The organism is Pseudorhodoferax soli (assembly GCF_003337555.1).
GTDB lineage: Bacteria > Pseudomonadota > Gammaproteobacteria > Burkholderiales > Burkholderiaceae_C > Pseudorhodoferax > Pseudorhodoferax soli.
In genome coordinates this window covers 569,853-589,723 of sequence record NZ_QPJK01000004.1, presented here as the reverse complement: position 1 = coordinate 589,723, position 19,871 = coordinate 569,853, and the positions used below count along the sequence as shown (strand labels likewise).

The 19,871-nt window shown below is 71.0% G+C and carries 20 protein-coding genes; 11 read left to right on the top strand and 9 right to left on the bottom strand.

Annotated elements, in window-relative coordinates:
• Nucleotides 1-6 precede the first annotated feature (6 nt).
• Nucleotides 7-921: a LysR family transcriptional regulator gene (locus DES41_RS17500; protein WP_114468913.1), complete on the bottom strand. Its 915-nt coding sequence runs from the start codon at nt 919-921 to the stop codon at nt 7-9.
• An 80-nt stretch (nt 922-1,001) separates the two neighbouring features.
• Here DES41_RS17500 and DES41_RS17495 point away from each other — a divergent pair, with 80 nt between their 5' ends.
• The 4 genes from DES41_RS17495 to DES41_RS17480 all read left to right on the top strand — a co-directional run bounded on the left by DES41_RS17495 (nt 1,002) and on the right by DES41_RS17480 (nt 3,965).
• The gene (locus tag DES41_RS17495; RefSeq protein ID WP_114468912.1) at nt 1,002-1,313 is read left to right on the top strand and encodes a Dabb family protein; all 312 of its coding nucleotides are present in this window, start codon (nt 1,002-1,004) and stop codon (nt 1,311-1,313) included.
• Nucleotides 1,314-1,376: 63 nt separating this feature from the next.
• Nucleotides 1,377-2,351, top strand: coding sequence for a Bug family tripartite tricarboxylate transporter substrate binding protein (locus DES41_RS17490; protein ID WP_114468911.1), 975 nt, complete (start codon nt 1,377-1,379; stop codon nt 2,349-2,351).
• Between the two features lie 31 nt (nt 2,352-2,382).
• Nucleotides 2,383-2,970: an NADPH-dependent FMN reductase gene (locus tag DES41_RS17485; RefSeq protein WP_114468910.1), complete on the top strand. Its 588-nt coding sequence runs from the start codon at nt 2,383-2,385 to the stop codon at nt 2,968-2,970.
• Between the two features lie 53 nt (nt 2,971-3,023).
• A complete protein-coding gene (locus DES41_RS17480; RefSeq protein WP_114469040.1) occupies nt 3,024-3,965 on the top strand; it encodes an intradiol ring-cleavage dioxygenase in 942 nt (313 codons plus the stop codon).
• A gap of 97 nt (nt 3,966-4,062) precedes the next feature.
• On the opposite strand, the gene DES41_RS17475 is transcribed toward DES41_RS17480, so the two are convergent.
• From DES41_RS17475 to DES41_RS17465, 3 genes are read right to left on the bottom strand one after another with little or no spacing between them, the layout of a single operon-like run.
• Nucleotides 4,063-5,037 (bottom strand): Bug family tripartite tricarboxylate transporter substrate binding protein, encoded by a 975-nt coding sequence (locus DES41_RS17475; RefSeq protein ID WP_114468909.1) that lies wholly within the window; start codon nt 5,035-5,037, stop codon nt 4,063-4,065.
• Nucleotides 5,038-5,065: 28 nt separating this feature from the next.
• A complete protein-coding gene (locus tag DES41_RS17470; protein ID WP_114468908.1) occupies nt 5,066-6,334 on the bottom strand; it encodes a DUF1254 domain-containing protein in 1,269 nt (422 codons plus the stop codon).
• A 20-nt stretch (nt 6,335-6,354) separates the two neighbouring features.
• A complete protein-coding gene (locus DES41_RS17465) occupies nt 6,355-7,569 on the bottom strand; it encodes a CaiB/BaiF CoA transferase family protein (RefSeq protein ID WP_114468907.1) in 1,215 nt (404 codons plus the stop codon).
• Nucleotides 7,570-7,637: 68 nt separating this feature from the next.
• Here DES41_RS17465 and DES41_RS17460 point away from each other — a divergent pair, with 68 nt between their 5' ends.
• Nucleotides 7,638-8,642 carry a LysR substrate-binding domain-containing protein gene (locus DES41_RS17460; RefSeq protein ID WP_245965750.1) on the top strand — a complete coding sequence of 335 codons (1,005 nt, stop codon included), beginning with the start codon at nt 7,638-7,640 and terminating at the stop codon, nt 8,640-8,642.
• On the opposite strand, the gene DES41_RS17455 is transcribed toward DES41_RS17460, so the two are convergent.
• Genes DES41_RS17455 through DES41_RS17440 form a run of 4 tightly spaced genes read right to left on the bottom strand, consistent with a single transcriptional unit; the run spans nt 8,626 to nt 13,412 of the window.
• On the bottom strand, nt 8,626-10,155 hold the full coding sequence (locus DES41_RS17455; RefSeq protein WP_114468906.1) for an AMP-binding protein: 1,530 nt from the start codon (nt 10,153-10,155) through the stop codon (nt 8,626-8,628). The genes DES41_RS17460 and DES41_RS17455 overlap by 17 nt on opposite strands.
• Nucleotides 10,155-11,600, bottom strand: coding sequence for an acylating sulfoacetaldehyde dehydrogenase (gene sauS, locus DES41_RS17450; RefSeq protein ID WP_114469038.1), 1,446 nt, complete (start codon nt 11,598-11,600; stop codon nt 10,155-10,157). Before sauS ends, DES41_RS17455 begins: the two co-directional genes overlap by 1 nt.
• Before the next feature lie 7 nt (nt 11,601-11,607).
• On the bottom strand, nt 11,608-12,606 hold the full coding sequence (locus DES41_RS17445; RefSeq protein ID WP_114468905.1) for a tripartite tricarboxylate transporter substrate binding protein: 999 nt from the start codon (nt 12,604-12,606) through the stop codon (nt 11,608-11,610).
• Entirely contained in the window at nt 12,567-13,412 is an 846-nt protein-coding gene (locus tag DES41_RS17440) for an IclR family transcriptional regulator (RefSeq protein ID WP_114468904.1), read from the bottom strand. The genes DES41_RS17445 and DES41_RS17440 overlap by 40 nt, the downstream gene beginning before the upstream one ends.
• A gap of 108 nt (nt 13,413-13,520) precedes the next feature.
• Between DES41_RS17440 and radA the strand changes: the two genes are divergently transcribed.
• Nucleotides 13,521-14,885, top strand: coding sequence for a DNA repair protein RadA (radA, locus tag DES41_RS17435; protein WP_114468903.1), 1,365 nt, complete (start codon nt 13,521-13,523; stop codon nt 14,883-14,885).
• A 65-nt stretch (nt 14,886-14,950) separates the two neighbouring features.
• Here radA and DES41_RS17430 read toward each other — a convergent pair whose 3' ends face one another.
• On the bottom strand, nt 14,951-15,886 hold the full coding sequence (locus DES41_RS17430; RefSeq protein WP_114468902.1) for a LysR family transcriptional regulator: 936 nt from the start codon (nt 15,884-15,886) through the stop codon (nt 14,951-14,953).
• A 134-nt stretch (nt 15,887-16,020) separates the two neighbouring features.
• Here DES41_RS17430 and DES41_RS17425 point away from each other — a divergent pair, with 134 nt between their 5' ends.
• From DES41_RS17425 to DES41_RS17405, 5 genes are read left to right on the top strand one after another with little or no spacing between them, the layout of a single operon-like run.
• Nucleotides 16,021-17,349, top strand: coding sequence for an MFS transporter (locus DES41_RS17425; protein ID WP_114468901.1), 1,329 nt, complete (start codon nt 16,021-16,023; stop codon nt 17,347-17,349).
• Nucleotides 17,350-17,375: 26 nt separating this feature from the next.
• Nucleotides 17,376-17,912, top strand: coding sequence for a 2-oxo-4-hydroxy-4-carboxy-5-ureidoimidazoline decarboxylase (uraD, locus tag DES41_RS17420; protein ID WP_114469037.1), 537 nt, complete (start codon nt 17,376-17,378; stop codon nt 17,910-17,912).
• Nucleotides 17,909-18,388: a nucleoside deaminase gene (locus DES41_RS17415; protein WP_114468900.1), complete on the top strand. Its 480-nt coding sequence runs from the start codon at nt 17,909-17,911 to the stop codon at nt 18,386-18,388. The genes uraD and DES41_RS17415 overlap by 4 nt, the downstream gene beginning before the upstream one ends.
• Nucleotides 18,389-18,438: 50 nt before the next feature.
• On the top strand, nt 18,439-18,867 hold the full coding sequence (locus tag DES41_RS17410) for a glycerate kinase (protein WP_114468899.1): 429 nt from the start codon (nt 18,439-18,441) through the stop codon (nt 18,865-18,867).
• Between the two features lie 55 nt (nt 18,868-18,922).
• Nucleotides 18,923-19,867, top strand: coding sequence for a branched-chain amino acid transaminase (locus tag DES41_RS17405; RefSeq protein ID WP_114468898.1), 945 nt, complete (start codon nt 18,923-18,925; stop codon nt 19,865-19,867).
• Nucleotides 19,868-19,871: the final 4 nt, after the last annotated feature.

The following is a 19,871-nucleotide window of genomic DNA, read 5'->3' as shown; positions in this document are numbered from 1 at the left end:
CAGCGGTCAGGCGGTCCAGAGCCGCTCGTAGCCGTGCGCCTCGAAGCGGTCGATCATGGCCTGCATGAACAGCCGCACCTTCGCGGGCAGGTGCCGCCGGCTCTGGAACGCGAAGTTGATCGTCAGGCGCGGCAGGTCCCAGTCGTCCAGCACCGCCACCAGCCGGCCCGCGGCCAGGTGCTCCTGCACGATGTACTTGGGTTGCACCAGGATGCCCAGGCCCGACAGCGCGGCCTGCACCACGATCTGGCCGTCGTTGGCTTCCAGCAGCGGCTTGACCACCACTTCCTCCCTGGCGTCGCCCTGGCGAAAGTCCAGCCGGTGCGGGTCGATGGCGTGCGTGTAGATCAGCATGCGGTGCTGCGCCAGGTCGGCCGGGGTGCGCGGCACGCCGTGCCGGTCCAGGTAGGCCGGCGCCGCCGCGAGGATGCGCCGCGTGGTGGCCAGCCGGCGGATGGTGATGTTCGAATCCGCCTCGAACTGGCGCGTGCGGATGGCCAGGTCGATGTTGTTGTCGATGATGTCGTAGTAGCGGTTGGCTGCGACCACCTCCACCGAGATCGCGGGGTAGCTGCGCGTGAAGGCAGGCAGCAACGGCTCGATGTGCAGCAGGCAGAACGACAGCGAGGCCGTCACACGCAGCACGCCGGTGGGGTTGGCGGTCGATTCGGTGACGGCTTCCTCGGCCTCGCGCAGGTCGGAGATCAACGCCCGCGTGCGCCGGTAGAACTCCGTGCCCGCATCGCTCAGCTGCAGCCGCCGGGTGGTGCGCTGCACCAGCCGCACGCCCAGGTGCTCCTCGAGCGCGAACAGGTGGCGGCTGGCGGCAGAGGTCGACATGCCCAGCGCCTCCGCCGCGCGGGTCAGGCTGCCGGTTTCGGCCACCTGCACGAACAGGCCCACCGATGCGAAACGGTCCATGGCTTTCTTTCCCGATTTGCGGGAAAGAATTTCCCGAAGATGCTCTTTTCTGCCGCCGGGCGCGAATCTACCATCTGCCCATGATCAAGCACATCGTCATGTGGAACATGCGCGGCGACACCCCGGCCGCCAAGCAGCAGGCGGCCCTGTTCCTCAAGAGCCGGTTCGAGAGCCTGCTTGGGGCCATTCCCGGCATGGCGCGGCTGGAGATCGGCCTGGACTGCAGCGGTGTCGACTACGCCTGCGACGTGGTGCTGTATTCGGAGTTCGAGTCGCAGCAGGCGCTGGACGCCTACGCCACCCACCCCGCGCACCTGCGGGTGCGGCAGGAACTGGAGGGCATGCGCATCGCCCGCCACCAGGTGGACTACGCCAGCGCTGCGGCCCCCTGATTCCCGCGCAACCGCCTTCATCCACAGGGCCGGCCATCGGCCCCTGCAACACGAGAGACAAGCATGACCCATCCCTCCCTGCGCTTCCTCCAAGGCCCGGCCCTCGCAGTGGCCTTGCTCGCGTCCGCCACCTGCGTGCACGCGCAGGACCGCTACCCGAGCAAGCCCATCCGCGTCATCGTGCCGTTCCCGGCGGGCACGGCGCCCGATGTGATGGCGCGCTACTGGGGCGACCGCGTGTCCAGGCAGCTGCAGCAGCCCGTGGTGGTGGAGAACCGGGCCGGCGCCTCGACCATCGTCGGCACGCAGGCCGTGGCTGCCGCGCCGGCAGACGGCTACACGCTGCTCTACACCGCCAGCGGAACCGTCACGATCAACCCCTTCGTCTACAAGAAGCTGCCCTACCAGGCGCAGGACCTCGTGCCCATCACGCGCATGCTGTCGATCCCGCTGGTGGTCTCGGTGTCGAGCCAGTCGCCCTACAAGACGGCGGCCGACCTCATCAAGGACGCCAAGGCCCGGCCCGGCAGCGTGAGCTATGCCTCCTACGGCGTGGGCACCGTGCCGCACATGTCCATGGCCTACTTCGCCAACAGCGCGGGGCTCAAGCTCAACCACGTGCCCTACCGCGACGGCGGCGTGACCGACCTCATCGGCGCGCGGGTCGACACGGCGTTCTCGCCCATCGCCGACGTGCTGCAGCACATCCGCTCCGGCAAGATCCGGCCGCTCGCAGTGTCCAGCGCCCACCGGCTCGAATCGCTGCCGCAGGTGCCCACGGTGGCCGAGGCCTTCCCCGGCTTCGAGGGCGATTCCTGGCACGGCCTGTTCGCGCTCAAGGGCACGCCACAGGCGGTCGTCGATGTGCTGGGCAACGTGTCGCGGCAGATCGCGGCGTCCGACGACTACCGCCGCTTCCTGGCCGAGCAGGGCCTGGTGCCCGTCGGCGGTTCGGCGGCAGACTTCGTGCAGGTGATCGACGCAGAATCGAAGCGCTGGGCCAAGGTCGTCAAGGACAACGACATCACGCTCGAATGAACCCCTCTTTCCCCCAACTGGCCAACCACCCATGAAGAACCTCGACGTCGTCGCGCTCTGCGGCAGCCTGCGCAGCGCCTCCCTCAACCGCCGTGCCATCCGGCTCGCACAGGAGGTCATGCCCTCCCACATGGCCATCGAGGAGCTGGACTGGCGCGCCGTGCCGATCCTCGATGCCGACGCGCTGGCCCATGGCTATCCGGCGCCGGTGGCCGCATTGCGCACGCGCATCCGCGCCGCCGACGCGGTGCTGATCGCCACGCCGGAGTACAACTTCAGCATCCCCGGCGGCCTCAAGAACCTGATCGACTGGCTGAGCCGCGGCGAGGACCAGCCCTTCGACGGCAAGCCCGTCGCCATCGTGAGCGCATCGCCCGGCCCGCTCGGCGGCGCGCGCGTGCAGTACGACCTGCGCAAGGTGCTGCTGTTCGTCAACGCGATGCCGCTCGTCAAGCCCGAGGTCTTCATCGGTGGCGCGACCGCGAAGTTCGACGCCGAGACCGGTGCCTGCACCGATGCGACCACGCGCGACTTCGTCACCAAGCAGATGGCCGCCTTCGCCGGCTGGATCGCCGCCGTGCAGAGAATGCAGGGCAGCACCGCCCCCGCGCGGCCCTGAGCCCCCGGCCGGCGGGGCGCACGCGACACCAACGAACAGGAGACACCATGGCCATGCGCCCATCCGACACCGGCCCAGGCGGCCTTGCGTACTTCCAGGAAGACAGCTCGGCCGAGGTCGTCAACGCCCGCATGGGCGAGGACGTGTCGCCGCGCCTGAAGCAGGTCATGGCCGCGCTGGTGCGGCACCTGCATGCGGCCGTGAAGGAGATCGAGCCCACGCACGAGGAGTGGCTGGCCGCGATCCGCTTCCTGACCGAGACCGGCCAGATGTGCAACGCCTGGCGCCAGGAATTCATCCTGCTGTCGGACGTGCTGGGCGTGTCGATGCTGGTCGACTCCATCAACAACCGGCGCCCGAGCGGCGCCACGCCCAACACCATCCTCGGGCCCTTCTTCGTGGATGGCGCGCCGCGCTACCCGCTGGGCGCGGACATCTGCCGCGACGGCAAGGGCGAGCCGACGGTGGTGCGTGGCCGGGTGGTGGACACCCATGGTCAACCTGTGCCCGGCGCCATGCTGGACGTGTGGCAGACCAACGACGACGGCTTCTACGACGTGCAGCAGCAGGGCGTCCAGCCCGAGGGCAACCTGCGCGGCGTGTTCGAGGCCGATGCCGATGGCCGCTATTGGTTCAAGACCGTCAAGCCGCGCCACTACCCGATCCCGTCGGACGGGCCAGTGGGCCAGCTGCTGGGCCGGCTGGGGCGGCACCCGAACCGCGCGGCGCACCTGCACTTCATCGTCACCGCGCCCGGCCACCAGCCGGTCATCACGCACATCTTCACGCCCGACTGCCCCTACCTGGGCGAGGACGCGGTGTTCGGCGTCAAGCAGGAACTGGTGGCCGACTTCCAGAAGGTGGACGATCCCGAGGAGGCCCGCCGCTACGGCATGGCAGCGCCGTTCTGGCGGGTGGACTGGGACTTCGTGCTGGCGCCCGCGGCGGGCGCGGCCTCGCGCGAGGAGCTGATCGGGCGCATCACGGCGGGCTGACCGTGCGGCGCGGCGCCAGGCCGCCGCCCGCCAGCGCGTGAGGTCTCGGCCGCGGCTGGCTGCCTGGGGCGTGGTGGGCCTGCCCGGTCTACTCGGTCTACTCGGCCGTGATGTTCGCCGCCTGGATGATCTGCGCCCACTTCTGCGTTTCCGCGGTGATGAAGGTGCTGAACGCCGCGGCCGTGCCGCCGCGCAGCTGCAGGCCCGCGGCTTCTGCCTTGCGGCGCACCTCGGGGTCGGCGATGGCGGCGTTGATCGCGCCGCCCAGCCGCTCCACGATGTCGGCCGGCGTGCCGGCCGGCGCCATCATCCCGTACCAGCCATAGCCGACGACCGAGGCCAGGCCCTGCTCGCGCAGGGTGGGCGCATCGGGGTAGAGCGGCGAGCGCTCCTCGTTGGCCACGCCCAGCACACGCAGCTTGCCAGCCTGCACGTGCGGGATGGCGGTGGAGATGGCCGTGAGCGTAGCGTCGATGCGGCCGGCCAGCAGCTCGGTGTAGGCCGGCGCGTCGCCCCGGTACTGCACGACGATGCCCTTGGCGCCCGCGGCGCGCAGCAGCAGTTCGGCCGTGAGGTGCGGCGCCGAGCCCGCGCCCGGCGAGCCGAAGGTTGCGCCCTTGGGGTTGGCCTTGATGTGGGCGATGAAGTCCTGCACGGTCTTGTAGGGCGCCGCGGCGTTGACGACCAGGAACAGCGGGGCGATGGCCGTGCTGGCGATCGGTGCGAAGCTCTTGTGCACGTTGTAGGGGAGGTCTTTGTACAAGGCCTCGCCGATGGCGATGGGCGCCGCCGCGTGCAGCAGCGTGTAGCCGTCGGGCGCCGCCTTGGCCACGAAGTCGTTGGCGATGCGCGTGCCCGCGCCGGCCTTGTTCTCCACCACGATGGCCTGGCCCAGCCGGCGCGACAGGTCGTCGCCCAGCACGCGCGTGAGGATGTCGTTGGAGCCGCCGGCGCCGTAGGGCGCGATCAGGCGGATCGGGCGGGCCGGCCAGCCCTGCGCGCTGGCGGGTGCGGCCCAGGGCAGGGCCAGGGCGGCGGTGCCGGCGAGGAAGTGGCGCCTGTTGAAGGTCATCGTTGTCTCCAGTCTGCTTTGTGCGGCCTCAAACGGGCCGGATGGGGGGATAGGTGAAGCGCTGCTCCAGGTGGTCGGCATGGGGCTGGTACAGCCGCAGCACCACGTAGAACGCCTCGTCGCGTGGCGCGGGCAGCCAGTTGGCGTCCGGCCCCGGGTCGTCGGCCTGCAGCCGGATCGTGAGGCTGCCGTCCGGCGCATGGCGCAGCCCGGGCGTGCGGTCGCCGATGGAGTAGCGCGCGATGGGGTTGGCCACGAACAGGCAGTCGCTGCGGCGGTACATGGTCAGCGACCAGAAGGCGCCCACGCGCGGCCCCGCGCCGGGCGCGAAGGTCAGCGCGTAGCGGCGCCCGCCGTGCAAGGCTGCGCCGTCCACATCGACCTCGGCCGTGGGGTACATGGCCTCGTCCATGCCGAGCGCGCCGATGAAGTTGCGCGCGATGCGGGCGCGGCTGCGCAGGTCGTCGCCCCAGTGCGTGCGCACCAGCACCGGGATGGCCCAGCCGCCGCCCAGCGCATGCGGCTGCTGGTCTGCGCGCAGCCGCGCGTAGACGGCGGGCAATGCGCCGGCCAGCGCCTCGGGTGTGGCGGGCGGCCACAGCAGCCGCTCGCCGGGCGGCGGCGGGTTGCGCTGCAGCGCCGTGGCGACGGTGGCGCTGTAGAGCTGGGGGTCGGGCACGCCGGTGTCTGCGGCATCGAGCCCCGTGTCCACGCGCATCGCGGCATCGCTGCCGTCCAGCCGCTCCATGCGCAACTGGGCCTGCAGGGCGCGCACCTGCGCGGCATCGGGGCCGTCGTCGTCGACCAGGATGCGGCCGATCAGCCAGACATCGTCGCCCGGCGCGGCGATCACCTGCGTAATGCCGGCCGGCACCGTGCCGAGCCACGACGGGCCGTGCACCAGCGTGCGCTGCGGGCGGTTGCCCGTGGCCCGGCGGCCGACGTAGGCGAACGGGTTGGTCCAGGCGTCGAGCAGGCCCAGCGTCCAGTAGCGCTCGCCCATGTCGGGCGAATCGATCACCACCGGGCCGGCGGAGAGGTCGAGCCAGGCGTTGCTGTAGACGGTGTCGTTGTTGGGGCTGACGACCTCGCGGTCGTCCGGCCCGAGCCGGCGGTGGGTGTGGGTGAACTGGTTGACCCAGCGCATGGCCGAGGCCCGGCCTTCGCCAGCGAAGCCGTGGCGCGGATGGCGCCGCGCGGTGGTGGCCGCGCGCATGCGCATCATCTCGAACAGGGGCAGCGTCTGGACGACGGCGGCGTCGGCGCCGTCGCTGGCGTGGGGCAGGGAGGTGGTCATGGTGGGGCGTTCGGTTGGGTTCAGCCGACGGCGCCGGCGCGCCGCAGCACGGCGATGTCGGACGCGCCGTAGCCGCAGGCGGCCAGCACGGCGTCGGTGTCGGCGCCGCAGGCGGGGGCGGCGGGCGGCGCGGCGCGCGGCGCGTCGCCCAGGCGGTAGGGCAGGGCCAGCGCGCGGTAGTGGCTGCCGTCGGCGGCCACGGCGTCCACCAGCATGCCGCTGGCGTGCAGGTCGGGGCTGTCCAGCACCTGGCGGTAGCTGCGCACGGCACCGGCCACGATCTGGTGGCGGCCGAGCAGGGCCACGCATTCCTCGCTGCTGAGGTCCGACAGGCATTCGCGCAGCACGGCGCGCAGCGCATCGCGGTGCTGCACGCGCTGCGCGTTGCTGCAAAAGCGCGCGTCGGTGGCCAGCGCCCGACGGCCCATGGCGTGGCAGAAGCGCACCCAGTGCGCATCGGCATAGGCCGACAGCACGATGTGGCCGTCGCGCGTGGGCACCACCTCGGCGGCCGGCGCGTTGTTCGGCTGGCCGGCGCCGATGCGCGTGGGCTCCGGCGCGCCGCCCAGGTAGTCGCACCAGGTGGTGGCCTGCAGGTGCAGCGCCACCTCCAGCAGCGAGGTGTGCAGCGTCTCGCCCGCGCCGGTCTTCTCGCGGCCGTAGAGCGCCGCCAGCACGGCCTGGGCACCCAGGTGGGCGGCCGCGGCATCGATGATGGGCACGCCCACCTTCTGCGGCAGGCCGTCGGGCTCGCCGGTGACCGCCATCAGCCCGCTCTCGGCCTGCGCGGCCACGTCGTAGCCGGGCCGCTCGCGCGAAGGCCCGTGCTCGCCGAAGCCGGTGATGGACAGGTAGACCACGCGCGGGTGGCGGCTGCGCACCGCCTGCGCGCCCAGGCCCAGCGCCTCGGCGGCGCCGGGGCGCAGGTTCTGGATGACGACATCGCTGTCGGCGATCAGCCGCCATGCCACTTCGCGGCCGGCTTCGCTCTTGAGGTCCAGCGCGATCGACTGCTTGCCGCGGCTGTAGCTGCGCAGCATGGACTCGCCGTAGCGGCCGATGTGGCGGGCCTGGTCGCCCGTGAGCGGCTCGATCTTGACCACGCTGGCGCCGAGTTCGCCGAGCACCATGGCGGCGCCGGGGCCGGCGATGTACTGGCCCAGGTCGAGCACGCGCACGCCCTGGAGCGGGGTGGCGGGGCGGGCTGTCTCCGGCGTGTTGTCGTTCTGCTTCATGGCCAGCGACGTTATCCTCGCCGGCGATTCTTGAAAATTCGCAAATCGTGAGGCTTCGATCACGGATCATGATCACCTTGGACGCCAAGACCGACCACCTGGTGCGCAAGCTGCGGCTGCGCCACCTCGAACTGCTGGTGGCGCTGGCCGACGTGTCCACCATGCGTGGCGCGGCGGCCCGGCTGCACCTGAGCCAGCCGGCCATCAGCAAGATGCTGGGCGAGGTCGAGGAGTGCTTCGGTGCGCGCCTGTTCGAGCGCGGGCACCAGGGCATCCACGCCAACGCGCTGGGGCACGGGGCCATCTACCGCGCCCGCGCCGTGCTGCACGAGCTGGCCCGGGCCACGGAGGACGTGGACGCCATGCGCGGCGGCGCCACCGCCGTGCTGCGCGTGGGTGCGCCGTCCGTCACTGCCACGGTGCCGGCCGCCATCGCCCGGCTGCGCGAGCGCCTGCCGGGCACCGCGGTGCACGTGCGCGAGGGGCGCGTGCAGGAGCTGTTCCAGCGCCTGCTGGACGGCGAGCTGGACTGCGTGTTCGGCGCGATCACGCCGCAGCTGCAGTCCGGCGACCTGCTGCCGCGGGTGCGGCCCGAGGTGGTGCTGGACGATGCGCTGTGCGTGCTGGCGGCGCAGGCCAACAGCCTGTGCGCGCGGCGCCGCCTGCGCTGGGCCGACCTGCGCGGTGCGGCCTGGGTGGTGCCGTCGCGCGAGACGCTGGTGCGCCAGGCCTTCATGACGGCCTTCCTCAACGACGGCGTGACGCCGCCCGAGCCGGTGGTCGAGGCGATGTCCTCGGTCACCGTGGGCGCCGTGCTGCGGCTGGACGCCAGCTTGCTGTGCGCCGTGCGGCGCGAGCAGGCCGTCGACGAGATCGCACGTGGCGGCGTGCGGCAGCTGGCGATGGAGCCGGCCATCGCGCTGCCGTCGTTCGGCCTGTTCACGCGCAGCGAGCGGGTGGAGCAGCCGGCCGTGCTGCAGGCCTTCGTGCAGGCCGTGCGCGAGGTCGGTGCGCGCGCGGCGCGCGGTGCGCAGATGGCGCCGCGGCGCGCGCGCGTCAGTCGAGCAGCTTGAGCCGCTGCACCTTGCCCGAGGGCCCGCGCGGCAGCTCGGCCACGAAGCGGAACTGCGCCGGCGTCTTGTAGCGGCCCAGCTTGTCCAGGCAGAACGCGCGCAGTTCCGCCTCCATCGCCGCAGACCCGCAGGCCATGCCGTCGCGCAGCACCACGCAGGCCAGGATCTCCTGGCCGTAGTGTTTGTCGGGCACGCCCACGGCCGCGGCCTCGCGCACGGCCGGGTGCTGCAGCAGGGCCTCGTCGATCTCGCGCGGCGCGATGTTCTCGCCGCCCTTGATGATGAGTTCCTTGATGCGGCCGGTGACGAAGAAGAAGCCGTCGGCGTCGCGGTGGCCCAGGTCGCCCGTGCGCAGCCAGCCGTCCGGCGTGAAGGCCGCGGCCGTGGCCTCGGGGTTCTTGTAGTAGCCGCGCATCACGTTGGGCCCGCGGATCGCGATCTCGCCGCTCTCACCGTCGGGCAGCGGGCGCAGGTCGGCATCGATCACGCGCGCCTCGCAGCCGCTGGCCCGGCCCACCGCGCCGAGCTTGCGCAGCGCCGGCGCCAAAGGGTTGGAGAACGCCGGTGCCACGGTCTCGGTCAGGCCCATGGTCTCGATCACGCCGATGCCGAACTTCTGCTCGAAGCCGCGCAGGTGCTCGGGTGGCAGCGCCGCCGAAGCCGAGCGGCAAAAGCGCACACCCGCCGTCGCGCCGGGCGGCGGTGCCTCGCCTTCGAGCAGGAAGGAGATGATGGTCGGCACCACGTTGATCCAGGTGCAGCGCTGCGCCTCGACCTGCGGCCAGAACGCGGTGGCCGAGAAGCGCGGCGCGATGGCCACGCTGCCGCCGTGCGCGAGCGGGGCCAGCATGGTCACGGCAAAGGCGTTGATGTGGTAGAGCGGCAGCACGCCTAGCACGCGGTCCCCGGGGCCGAGAGCGTGCTCCGCGCCGATGGCCTGCGCGTTGGCCGCCAGGTTGGCCTGCGTCAGCATCACGCCCTTGGGCCGGCCGGTCGTGCCCGAGGTGTACATCAGCAGCGCGGTGGCGTCCGGCGCGGGCGGTGCGACCCCGCCGGTGGGAGCAGCGGCGGGTGCCCCGGCGATCCGGTCGGCGGCCGGGTCGACCACCTGCAGCGCGATCGGCCGCGCGATGCCATCGAGCAGCGCGCGCACGCGCGCCTCCCACTCCGGCGCCACGAACACGAGCTTGCAGTCCGAATGGTCCAGCACATAGCGCATCTGCTCGGGCTGCGACAGCAGGTTGACCGGGTTCACGCAGCGGCCGCCGTACATGGCGCCCAGCAGCAGCAGCAGGGTCTGCAGGCCGTTGGGCATAACGAAGGCCACTGTGTCGCCAGCGGCCACGCCGGCACGCTCCAGCAGCGCGCAGGTGGCGCGGCAGTGCATGCGCAGCGTGGCGAAGTCGACGCTGCGGCCGTCCTCGCAGCCCAGCGCGTAGACGGCGTCGGGCCGGGTGGCCGCCTGGTGCTCGACCAGCGCGAACACCGTGCCCGGCGGGGCGGGCGCGGCCATCAGGCGTCTCCGTACTTGTCGAAGAAGCTGCCGAAGATCTCGCGCTCGGTCGGCACGCGCTCGGGGATGGGCCGTGACACGCGGGTGATGTTCAGGTAGTGGCGGTAGTTCATGTTGTCCGAGAAGTTGTTGCCGCCCCAGGTGCCGCAACCCATGGACAGCGAGAACGGCAGGCCGTTGTCGAAGCTGCCGCCCGTGGCGATGCAGTGCGGCTGGTTCAGGATCACGCGCGAGACCGGCAGCTGTTGGCCCAGCGCGAGCGCGCGCTCGGGCCGTGCGCTGTGCAGGCCCACCGAGTGGCCAGCGCCCTGGTAGGCGTAGAGCTGGCGCACGGTGTCGGCCGCCTGCGCGAAGTCGGCCACGCGGTACAGCGCGAGCACCGGGCTGAGCTTCTCGCCGGAATAGGGACGGTCTTCGCCGAAGCCGTCTTCCTCGATGACCAGCATGCTCGGCCGGCCCGTGGCAATGGCCTGCCATTCGCTGCGGCCGGCGCCTTCGCGCGCGGCCATCTTCTCGGCGATGCGCGTGGCGGACTGGCCGATGACGGCCGGCGACAGGCGCCCCTCGGGCCACATGAGCTGCTGCAGTTCGGCCTTGCGCGCGGCGCCCAGCACCGCGGCGCCGTGCGCCTGCAGCGCCGCCAGCAGCGGCGCGGCCACGCTGCCCACCGCCACCAGGCTGTTCTCGGACGAGCAGCTGGTGGCGTTGTCGAAGGTCTTGGACAGCACGATGCGCTCGGCCGCCAAGGCGGCATCGGCTGTCTCGTCGACGATGCTGGCCACGTTGCCGGCCCCCACGCCGAAGGCCGGCGTGCCGCAGGTGTAGGCCGCGCGCACATTGGCCTGCGATCCCGTGGCCACCACCAGGTCGCACTGGCGCATCAGCTCGTTGGTTGCGGCCTTGTCGATCGGTGCCGGCAGGCATTGCACAAGATCGCGCGGCGCGCCGATGCGGTCGAGCTGCGCGTGGATGTATTCGATCAGCCGCGCGCAGGTGCTCCAGCCCTTGGGCGAGGGGGCCACGATCACCGCGTTGCGGCCCTTGAGCGCGTTGATGATCTTGTTGGCCGGCGTGGCCGCCGGGTTGGTCGAGGGCGTCACCGCGCAGACCACACCCACGGGCCGTGCGATCTCGGTGATGCCCTTCTCTGCGTCCTCATAAATCACGCCGACGGAGCCCGCGCCCTGCAGGTCGCGCAGCAGGCCCATGGTCTTGCGGTGGTTCTTGCGGATCTTGTCGTCCACCTTGCCGATGCCGGTGTCGGCCACCGCCAGCTCGGCCAGCGCGCGGTTGCGGGCCGGCTCCATGATGGCCCAGCCTGCGGCGGCCACGAGCTCGTCCACGCGCTGCTGGTCGTAGCCATCGGCCACCTGCTGCGCCACGCGTGCGCGGGCGACGAGCGCGGCCACCGTGCGTGCCGCGGAAGAATCCTTCGCTTCGTTCATCTGCATGTCATTCCACCTTGATATTGGCATCGCGGGCCAGGCGGGCCCACTTCACGAGTTCGCTGTCCACCGTCTGCGCCAGTGCCGAGGGCGTTCCGCCCACGCCTTCGCTGCCCTGCTCGAGCAGCTTGGTGCGGATGTCGGGCTCCTGCAGCAGTTCGTTGAGGATGCGGTTGAGCTTGTCCACCACCGCGCGCGGCGTGCGCGCGGGCACGAACATGGCGTACCAGGAGTCGACCTCGAAGTCCGCCACGCCGGCCTCCTGCATGGTCGGCACATCCGGGAAGGCGGCGCTGCGCTTGAGCGTGGACACCGCCAGCGCCTTGAGCTTGCCCGCCTTGACATGCGCAGCCGCGGCCGGGATGGACACCCACAGCAGGGGCACCTGGCCGCCCAGCACGTCGGTCACGGCCGGGCCGCCGCCGCGGTAGGGGATGTGCGTCATCTGGATGCCGCTGCGCAGCTTCATGAGTTCGCCGGCCAGGTGGCCCGGCGAGCCGTTGCCCACGGTGGCGTAAGACAGCGTGCCGGGCTTGGCCTTGGCCTGCGCGACGAGCTCGGCCACCGTGCTGGCGCCGAACTGCGGATGGGCCACCAGGATCTGCGGCAGCGAGGCCACGGTGCCGACGGGCTCGAAATCGCGTGCCGTGTCGAACGCCATCTTGGTGTAGATGGCCGGGTTGATGGTGTGCGAGGACAGTGTGAACAGCACGGTGTAGCCGTCGGCCGGCGCCTTGGCCGCCAGTTCGGTGCCGACCAGGCCGGCCGCACCGCCGCGGTTGTCGATCACCACGGGCTGGCCCAGCAGGGCCTGGAAGCGCGGCTGCACGATGCGCGCGATCACATCGGTGCCGCCGCCCGGCGGGTAGGGCACGAGGAACTTGACGGGTTTGTCGGGATAGGCGTGCGGTCCCTCGGCACGGGCAGCCCAGGGCAGCAGCGCCGCAGCGGCACCCCCCGCAAGGCTCAGGCAGCAGGCTCGTCGGCCGCGTTGGAAGGTTTCCATGCTGTTTGTCTCCGGTGTGTCTCTGACGGACGTTGGAATGGCGGCGTACCTGCCGCCTGCGGGCAGCCCAGCATGTGGCTCGCTTCGCGGGCACATGCCACAAGCATCTCGGACAGGGCGCGCGACTGCGCGCGGGCGAATCGGATCGAGGGCACGCTCATGCCGACCGCCACCACGGCCTGGCCGCGCGCGTCGAACACCGGCGCGCCCAGGCCGCACACCCCGGTGCGCCATTCCTCGCGGTTCTCGGCGAAGCCGCGGGCGCGCACGCGGCCCAGCTCGGCCAGCAGCGCGGCATGCTCGGTGATGGACCGGGGCGTGTGCGCGACGAGCGCCCCCAGCAGCGCGCGCAAGGCCTCGGCATCAGGCTGCTGCGCGGCCAGCAGCGCCTTGCCCGAGGCCACGCAATAGGCCGGCGCACGGCCGCCGATGCGCGAATAGGCGGCCACGGGCAGCGGGCTGTCGAACTTGTCCAGATACAGGATCTCGGCGCCGTCCAGCGCCGCCAGGTGGATGGTCTCGCCGCTGGCCTGGGCCAGCCGCGCCAGCAGCGGGCGCAGCAGGGCCGGGATGTCGGCCGCCGCGCCGGCCTGCGCCCCGAGTTCGAACAGCTTCATGCTGGCGCGGTAGCCGCTGGTGGCTGGGTCCTGTGTGGCCCAGCCGCATTCGACCAGGGTCTGCAGCGTGCGGTGGGCGTTGCTGCGCGGCACGCCGAAGGCCTGGGCGACTTCGGTGACGCGGCACTCTCGTCCGGCACGTGCGAGCCACTCGAGCACGGCCAGACCCTTGGCAAGCGTAGAATCCATGTGGTTCCAATATATAGAACGGTGTTTGAAATATTGGGACAATGTAGGCCTTGGGCCGGAGCCGGTCAAGCTGCGGGCGGGTGGCTGGGCGCTGGCTATAGTCCCCCGATGGCCAAAGACAAGTCGATCTACACCTGCAGCGAATGTGGCGGCACCAGCCCCAAGTGGCTGGGCAAGTGCCCGCATTGCGAAGCCTGGAACACGTTGGTGGAGACCGTCGCGCAGCCGGCTGGCAGCGGCAAGAACCGATTCGCCTCGCTGGCGCCGACGGCCGAGCTGCAGGTGCTGGCGGACATCGAGGCCAGCGATGTGGCGCGCACGCCCACCGGCCAGGAGGAGCTGGACCGCGTGCTGGGCGGCGGCATCGTCGATGGCGGCGTGGTGCTGATCGGCGGCGACCCCGGCATCGGCAAGTCCACGCTGCTGCTGCAGGCGCTGGACGCGCTGCAGCGCAGTGGCATGCCCACGCTGTACGTGACGGGCGAGGAGAGCGGCGCCCAGGTGGCGCTGCGCTCGCGCCGGCTCGGGCTGGACAACAGCCAGGTGCCGGTGCTGGCCGAGACGCAGCTGGAGAAGATCCTCGCCACGCTGGACGCGCGCAAGCCCGGCATCGCGGTGATCGACTCGATCCAGACCGTCTACAGCGAGCAGCTGACGTCCGCGCCCGGCTCCGTGGCCCAGGTGCGCGAGTGCGCGGCCCACCTCACGCGTGCCGCCAAGTCCTCAGGCACCGCCATCGTGCTGGTGGGCCACGTGACCAAGGAGGGCGCGCTGGCCGGCCCGCGCGTGCTCGAGCACATGGTCGACACTGTGCTGTACTTCGAGGGCGACACGCACAGCAGCTTTCGCCTGGTGCGCGCGATCAAGAACCGCTTCGGCGCGGTCAACGAGATCGGCGTGTTCGCGATGACCGAGCGCGGCCTGAAGGGCGTCAGCAACCCGAGTGCGATCTTCCTGAGCCAGCATGCCGAGCCCGTGCCCGGCAGCTGCGTGCTGGTCACGCTGGAGGGCACGCGGCCCCTGCTGGTGGAGATCCAAGCCCTGGTGGACGACGGGGGCCCCAGCCCGCGCCGGCTGTCGGTCGGCCTGGACCGCGACCGCCTGGCCATGCTGCTGGCCGTGCTGCACCGCCACGCCGGCGTCGCCTGCCTGGACCAGGACGTGTTCGTCAACGCCGTGGGTGGCGTGCGCATCGCCGAGCCTGCCGCCGACTTGGCGGTGCTGCTGTCCATCACGAGCAGCCTGCGCGGCAAGCCGCTGCCCAAGGGCTTCGTGGCCTTCGGCGAAGTCGGCCTGGCGGGCGAGGTGCGGCCGGCGCCGCGCGGCCAGGAGCGCCTGCGCGAGGCGGCCAAGCTGGGCTTCTCGGTGGCGGTGGTGCCCAAGGCCAATGCGCCGAAGAAGCCCATCGAGGGGCTGACCATCCACGCGGTGGACCGGGTCGACGAGGCGGTGGCGGTGCTGCGTTCGGCCTAGAGAAACCGCGCCGGCGCGGCCTCTCGGTGCGGGAACAGCGCCAGCCAGGGCTTGGCCTGTGGTCCTCAGGCCGGTGGCGTGGCCAGGCCCGCGGCCACCGCGGCCAGCAGGCCGCGCAGCCAGCGGTGCCCGGCCTGGTGCTGCGAGCGCTCGTGCCATAGCTGGTAGAAGCGCATGCGCGGAAAGCCGGCCGGCACTGGCACCGCCACGAGCGGCAGCTGGCGTACGAACTGCGCCGCGAAATGCCGGGCCGTGGTGAACACCAGGTCGGTGCCGACCAGCAGGTGCGGCGCCAGCGCGAAGTAGGGCACCGTCATGCGTGCATCGCGCGTGCGCCGCAGCGTGGCCAGGTGTGTCTCGACCACGCCGCGCTGCGCCTGCGTGTAGGGCGTGGGCACCAGGTGCTGGGCCTGCAGGTACTGCTCCAGCGTCAGCGCCTCTTCGCTGGCCAGCAGGTTGCGTGCGCTCATGAGGCAGACCAGTTCGTCTTCCAGCAGCAGCGACAGGTGCAGCCGCTCGGGCGGCTGCGGCCAGTTGCCGATGACGATGTCGAGCTCGCCCTGGGCCAGCGCGCGTTCGTAGTCGTAGGTGGTGCTCAGTGCGTGCACCACGAGCCGGGCCTGCGGCGCCTCGGTGCGAAAGCGGGCCGTGGCCTCGACGAGGAACTGCGCGGCCAGGTAGTCCGGCAGCGCGATGTGGAAGGTGGATGTGCTCGCGAAGGGCTCGAAGCGCTCGGGCCCGGCCAGCATGCGGTCGATCTCGGCCAGCGCGTCGCGCGCGCGGTCGCGCAGCTGCAGCGCGCGCTCGGTCGGCACCATGCCGCTGCGCTCGCGCACGAGGATGGGGTCGCCGAACAGGTCGCGCAGCCGGCGCAGCGCCGTGCTGATGGCGGGCTGGGTCTGGTTCATGCGCGCCGCCGCGCGCGAGACGCTGCGCTCGGCCACCAGCGCCACGAGCACGCGCAGCAGGTAGGTGTCGATCGGGTCGGTGGCGCGGGACATCGGGTGGATGGGTCGGCGGGGACTATCGCAAAACCGTGATGCCGCACATTCTAGAAAGCGCACGCCGCCGCGGGCTGCGCTGCCTACAGTCGCCTGGCAGTCCCACCACACCCTTCAAACAACAGGAGACAACCATGGCCACGGATGCAGCGATCGCACCGATTCTGGACAAGCCCGCCGCGACGGAACTCGACGGCGTCTACCGCAAGATCATCTTCCGATTGATCCCCTTCCTGATGCTGCTCTGGGTGCTGGCCTGGATCGACCGCGTCAACATCGGCTTCATCAAGCTGACCATGCTGGACGAGCTCAAGTGGAGCGAGGCCGTCTATGGCCTGGGCGCCGGCATCTTCTTCCTGGGCTACTTCTTCTTCGAGGTGCCGAGCAACCTGCTGCTGCAGAAGATCGGTGCCAAGAAGACCATCATGCGCATCACGATCGGCTGGGGGCTGACCTCGATCGCCACCATGTTCGTGACCACGCCGACCATGTTCTACAGCCTGCGCTTCCTGCTGGGCGTGTTCGAGGCGGGCTTCTACCCCGGCATCATCCTGTACCTGACCTACTGGTTCCCGAACGACCGGCGCGCCAAGGCCTTCGGCATGTTCATGTCGGCTTCGGCCTTCGCGGGTGTCATCGGCGGGCCGCTGGCCGGCGCCATCATGAACAACCTGCACGGCGTGAACGGCTGGTCGGGCTGGCAGTGGGTGCTGCTGATCGAGGGCATTCCATCGGTGCTGGCCGGCATCGCCACGTACTTCTACCTGACCGACCGGCCCGAGCAGGCCCACTGGCTCACGCCGCGCGAACGGCAGCTCGTGCAAACCGACCTGGAGCGCGACCGCAAGGCGCTGGGCGAGCGCGAGCACAGCCTGCTGGCCTCGCTCAAGGACGGCAAGATCTGGCTGTTGATCCTGGTCTTCTTCTGCATCATCGCGGCCAATTCCTCGCTGACCTTCTACGGCCCCACGCTGGTCAAGGAAGTGGGCTTCACCAACCCGCTGATGGTCGGCTGGATCATGTCCGGCGCCTACCTGTGCGGCGCGGCCGGCATGATCTGGAACGGCTTCCACTCCGACCGCCACCAGGAGTCGCGCTGGCATTGCGGCCTGGCCGCGGCGCTCGGCTCGGCGTCGCTGCTGGTGATCGCGCTGTTCCTGCAGCACAGCCCGGCCATCGTGCTGACCGCGCTGACGCTGGCCATCGTCGGCACCATGGGCGCCATCCCTGTGTTCTGGCAAATGCCCAACCGCTTCCTGGCCGGCACGGCCGCGGCCGGCGGCGTGGCGCTGATCAACTCGGTGGCCAATCTGGCCGGCTTCGGCGCGCCCTGGATGCTCGGCCTGATCAAGACCTCGACCGGCAGCCTGTCGCCCGGGCTGTACGTCGTGGCCGCGGTGGAGATCTGCGCCACGGTGCTGATCCTGCTGTGCGTGCCGCACCTGAAGAAGGCTGCACGCTGAACGTCCTCAACTTCCTGGAGAACCCCATGCCAACCGCCTTCGAGCTCGCCGAGCTCAACGCCATGGACCGCGCTGCCTTTGCCGCCGCAGTGGGCAGCAGCTTCGAGCATGCCGCCTGGGTGGCCGAAGCCGCCTGGGCCGAGCGTCCCTTTGCCAGCGTGGCGCAGTTGCACGCCGCCATGCTGGCCGTGGTGCGCAGCGCGCCCGACGAGCGCCAGCTGGCCTTCCTGTGCGGCCACCCGGAACTGGCCGGCCGCGAAGCGCAGGCCGGCACCATGACCAGCGAATCGGTCGGCGAGCAGGGCAGCGCGGGCCTCGATGCGCTGAGCCGGGCCGAGCTGCTGGAGATCCAGCGGCTCAACCAGGCCTACCGTGCGCGCCACGGCTTTCCGTTCATCGTCGCCGTGCGGCGCAGCAGCAAGCAGCAGATCTTCGCGGCGCTGCGCTCGCGCACCGAGGCGCCCACGCCGGCCGAGCGCCAGGAGGCGCTGGCGCAGATCGGCCTGATCACGCGCGGGCGCCTCGAAGCGCTGGTCGCGCAGTCCGAGGAGGTCGCGCCATGACGCTCCCCACCCACGACGAGCGCCACATGCTGGACGCGATCCGCCTGGCCATGGACAACGTGCACGCGCGCCGCACCTGGCCCTTTGGCGCCGTGCTCGTGCGCGACGGCCAGGTCGTCGCCACCGGCGTGAACCAGGTCGAGGCCCTGTGCGACCCCTCCGCCCATGCCGAGATGCAGGCCGTGCGCGCAGCCGCCCAGGCGCTGGGCAGCACCGACCTGTCGGGCAGCACGGTCTACGCCAGCGGCTATCCCTGCCCCATGTGCCTCACGGCCATGCTGCTGGCCGGGGTGCGCGAGGTGTTCTACGCCTACTCGAACGAGGACGGCGCGCCCTTCGGCCTGTCCGCCGAGCGCGGTTATGCCGAGATCGCCCTGCCGCCGGCCGAGCGCAGCATGCCGCTGCGCCCGCTGCCCGTGCGCGACGCGGGAGAAGACCTCTACGCGGCCTGGGCCCGCCTCGCGCCGGCGGGCTGACACGCCGGGGGCATTGCCGGGCGCCGGTGGCGTCGGGCGACAATCGGCCCATGAACTTTCAGAGGATCCTCATCCCGGCCCTTGGCCTCATCGCGGTGTTTTTCGCCTGGCGCAACTACGGCTTCGGCGGCGTCGCCCTCGTGGCCGGCGCGCTGGTCATGTGGGGCATGCTGCACGTGACCCGCATGATGCAGGTCATGAAGCGCGCGTCCGACCGGCCCATCGGCTTTGTCGGCAGCGCCGTCATGCTCAACGCCAAGCTCAAGCCCGGCCACACCCTGCTGCACGTGGTGGCCATGACGCGCGCGCTGGGCCAACTGCTCAGCCCCAAGGACGAGCAGCCCGAGGTCTACCGCTGGACCGATGCCGGCGGCTCCTATGTGGACTGCACCTTCCAGGGCGGCAAGCTCCAGCACTGGCAGATGACCCGTCCGCAGGCCGAGTCCGAGCCGGCCGGGGCGCCGCCGGCCGCGCCGTAAAATCCGCCGTTTTTCGCCCCACCGGCAGCTTCCCCACCAAAGGACTTCGCGCATCATGAGCCTCATCCCCCCCGCGCCCTCCATGGCCGACCGCGACGGCAAGATCTGGATGGACGGCCAGATGGTCGACTGGCGCGACGCGAAGATCCACGTGTTGACGCACACGCTGCACTACGGCTGCGGCGCCTTCGAAGGCGTGCGCGCCTACAACACGGTGGACGGCACCGCCATCTTCCGGTTGCAGGAGCACACGCAGCGCCTGTTCAACAGCGCCAAGATCCTGCGCATGCAGATCCCGTTCAGCCAGGAGCAGTTCAACCAGGCCCAACTCGACGTCGTGCGCGAGAACCAGCTGGAAAGCTGCTACCTGCGCCCGCTGGTCTGGATCGGCTCGGAGAAGCTGGGCGTGAGCCCCAGGGGCAACACCATCCACGCCATGGTCGCCGCCTGGGCCTGGGGCGCCTACCTGGGCGAAGAGGGCATGAAGCGCGGCATCCGCGTGAAGACCTCCAGCTACACGCGCCACCACGTCAACATCACGATGACGCAGGCCAAGGCCGTCAGCAACTACAGCAACTCGATCCTCGCCAACATGGAAGCGCTGGACGACGGCTACGACGAGGCACTGCTGCTCGACGCCTCCGGCTTCGTCAGCGAAGGCGCGGGCGAGAACGTGTTCGTCGTCAAGGACGGCGTGGTCTACACGCCCGACCTGTCGGCCGGCGCACTGAACGGCATCACGCGCAACACCGTGCTGCACATCTGCAAGGACCTCGGCATCGAGCTCGTGCAAAAGCGCATCACGCGCGACGAGATCTACATTGCCGACGAAGCCTTCTTCACCGGCACGGCCGCCGAAGTCACGCCGATCCGCGAACTCGACCGCGTGGAACTGGGCAGCGGTTCGCGCGGCCCGGTCACCGAGAAGATCCAGAGCGCGTTCTTCGACATCGTGAACGGCCGCAATCCCAAGTACGCCCACTGGCTGACCAAAATCTGATTCC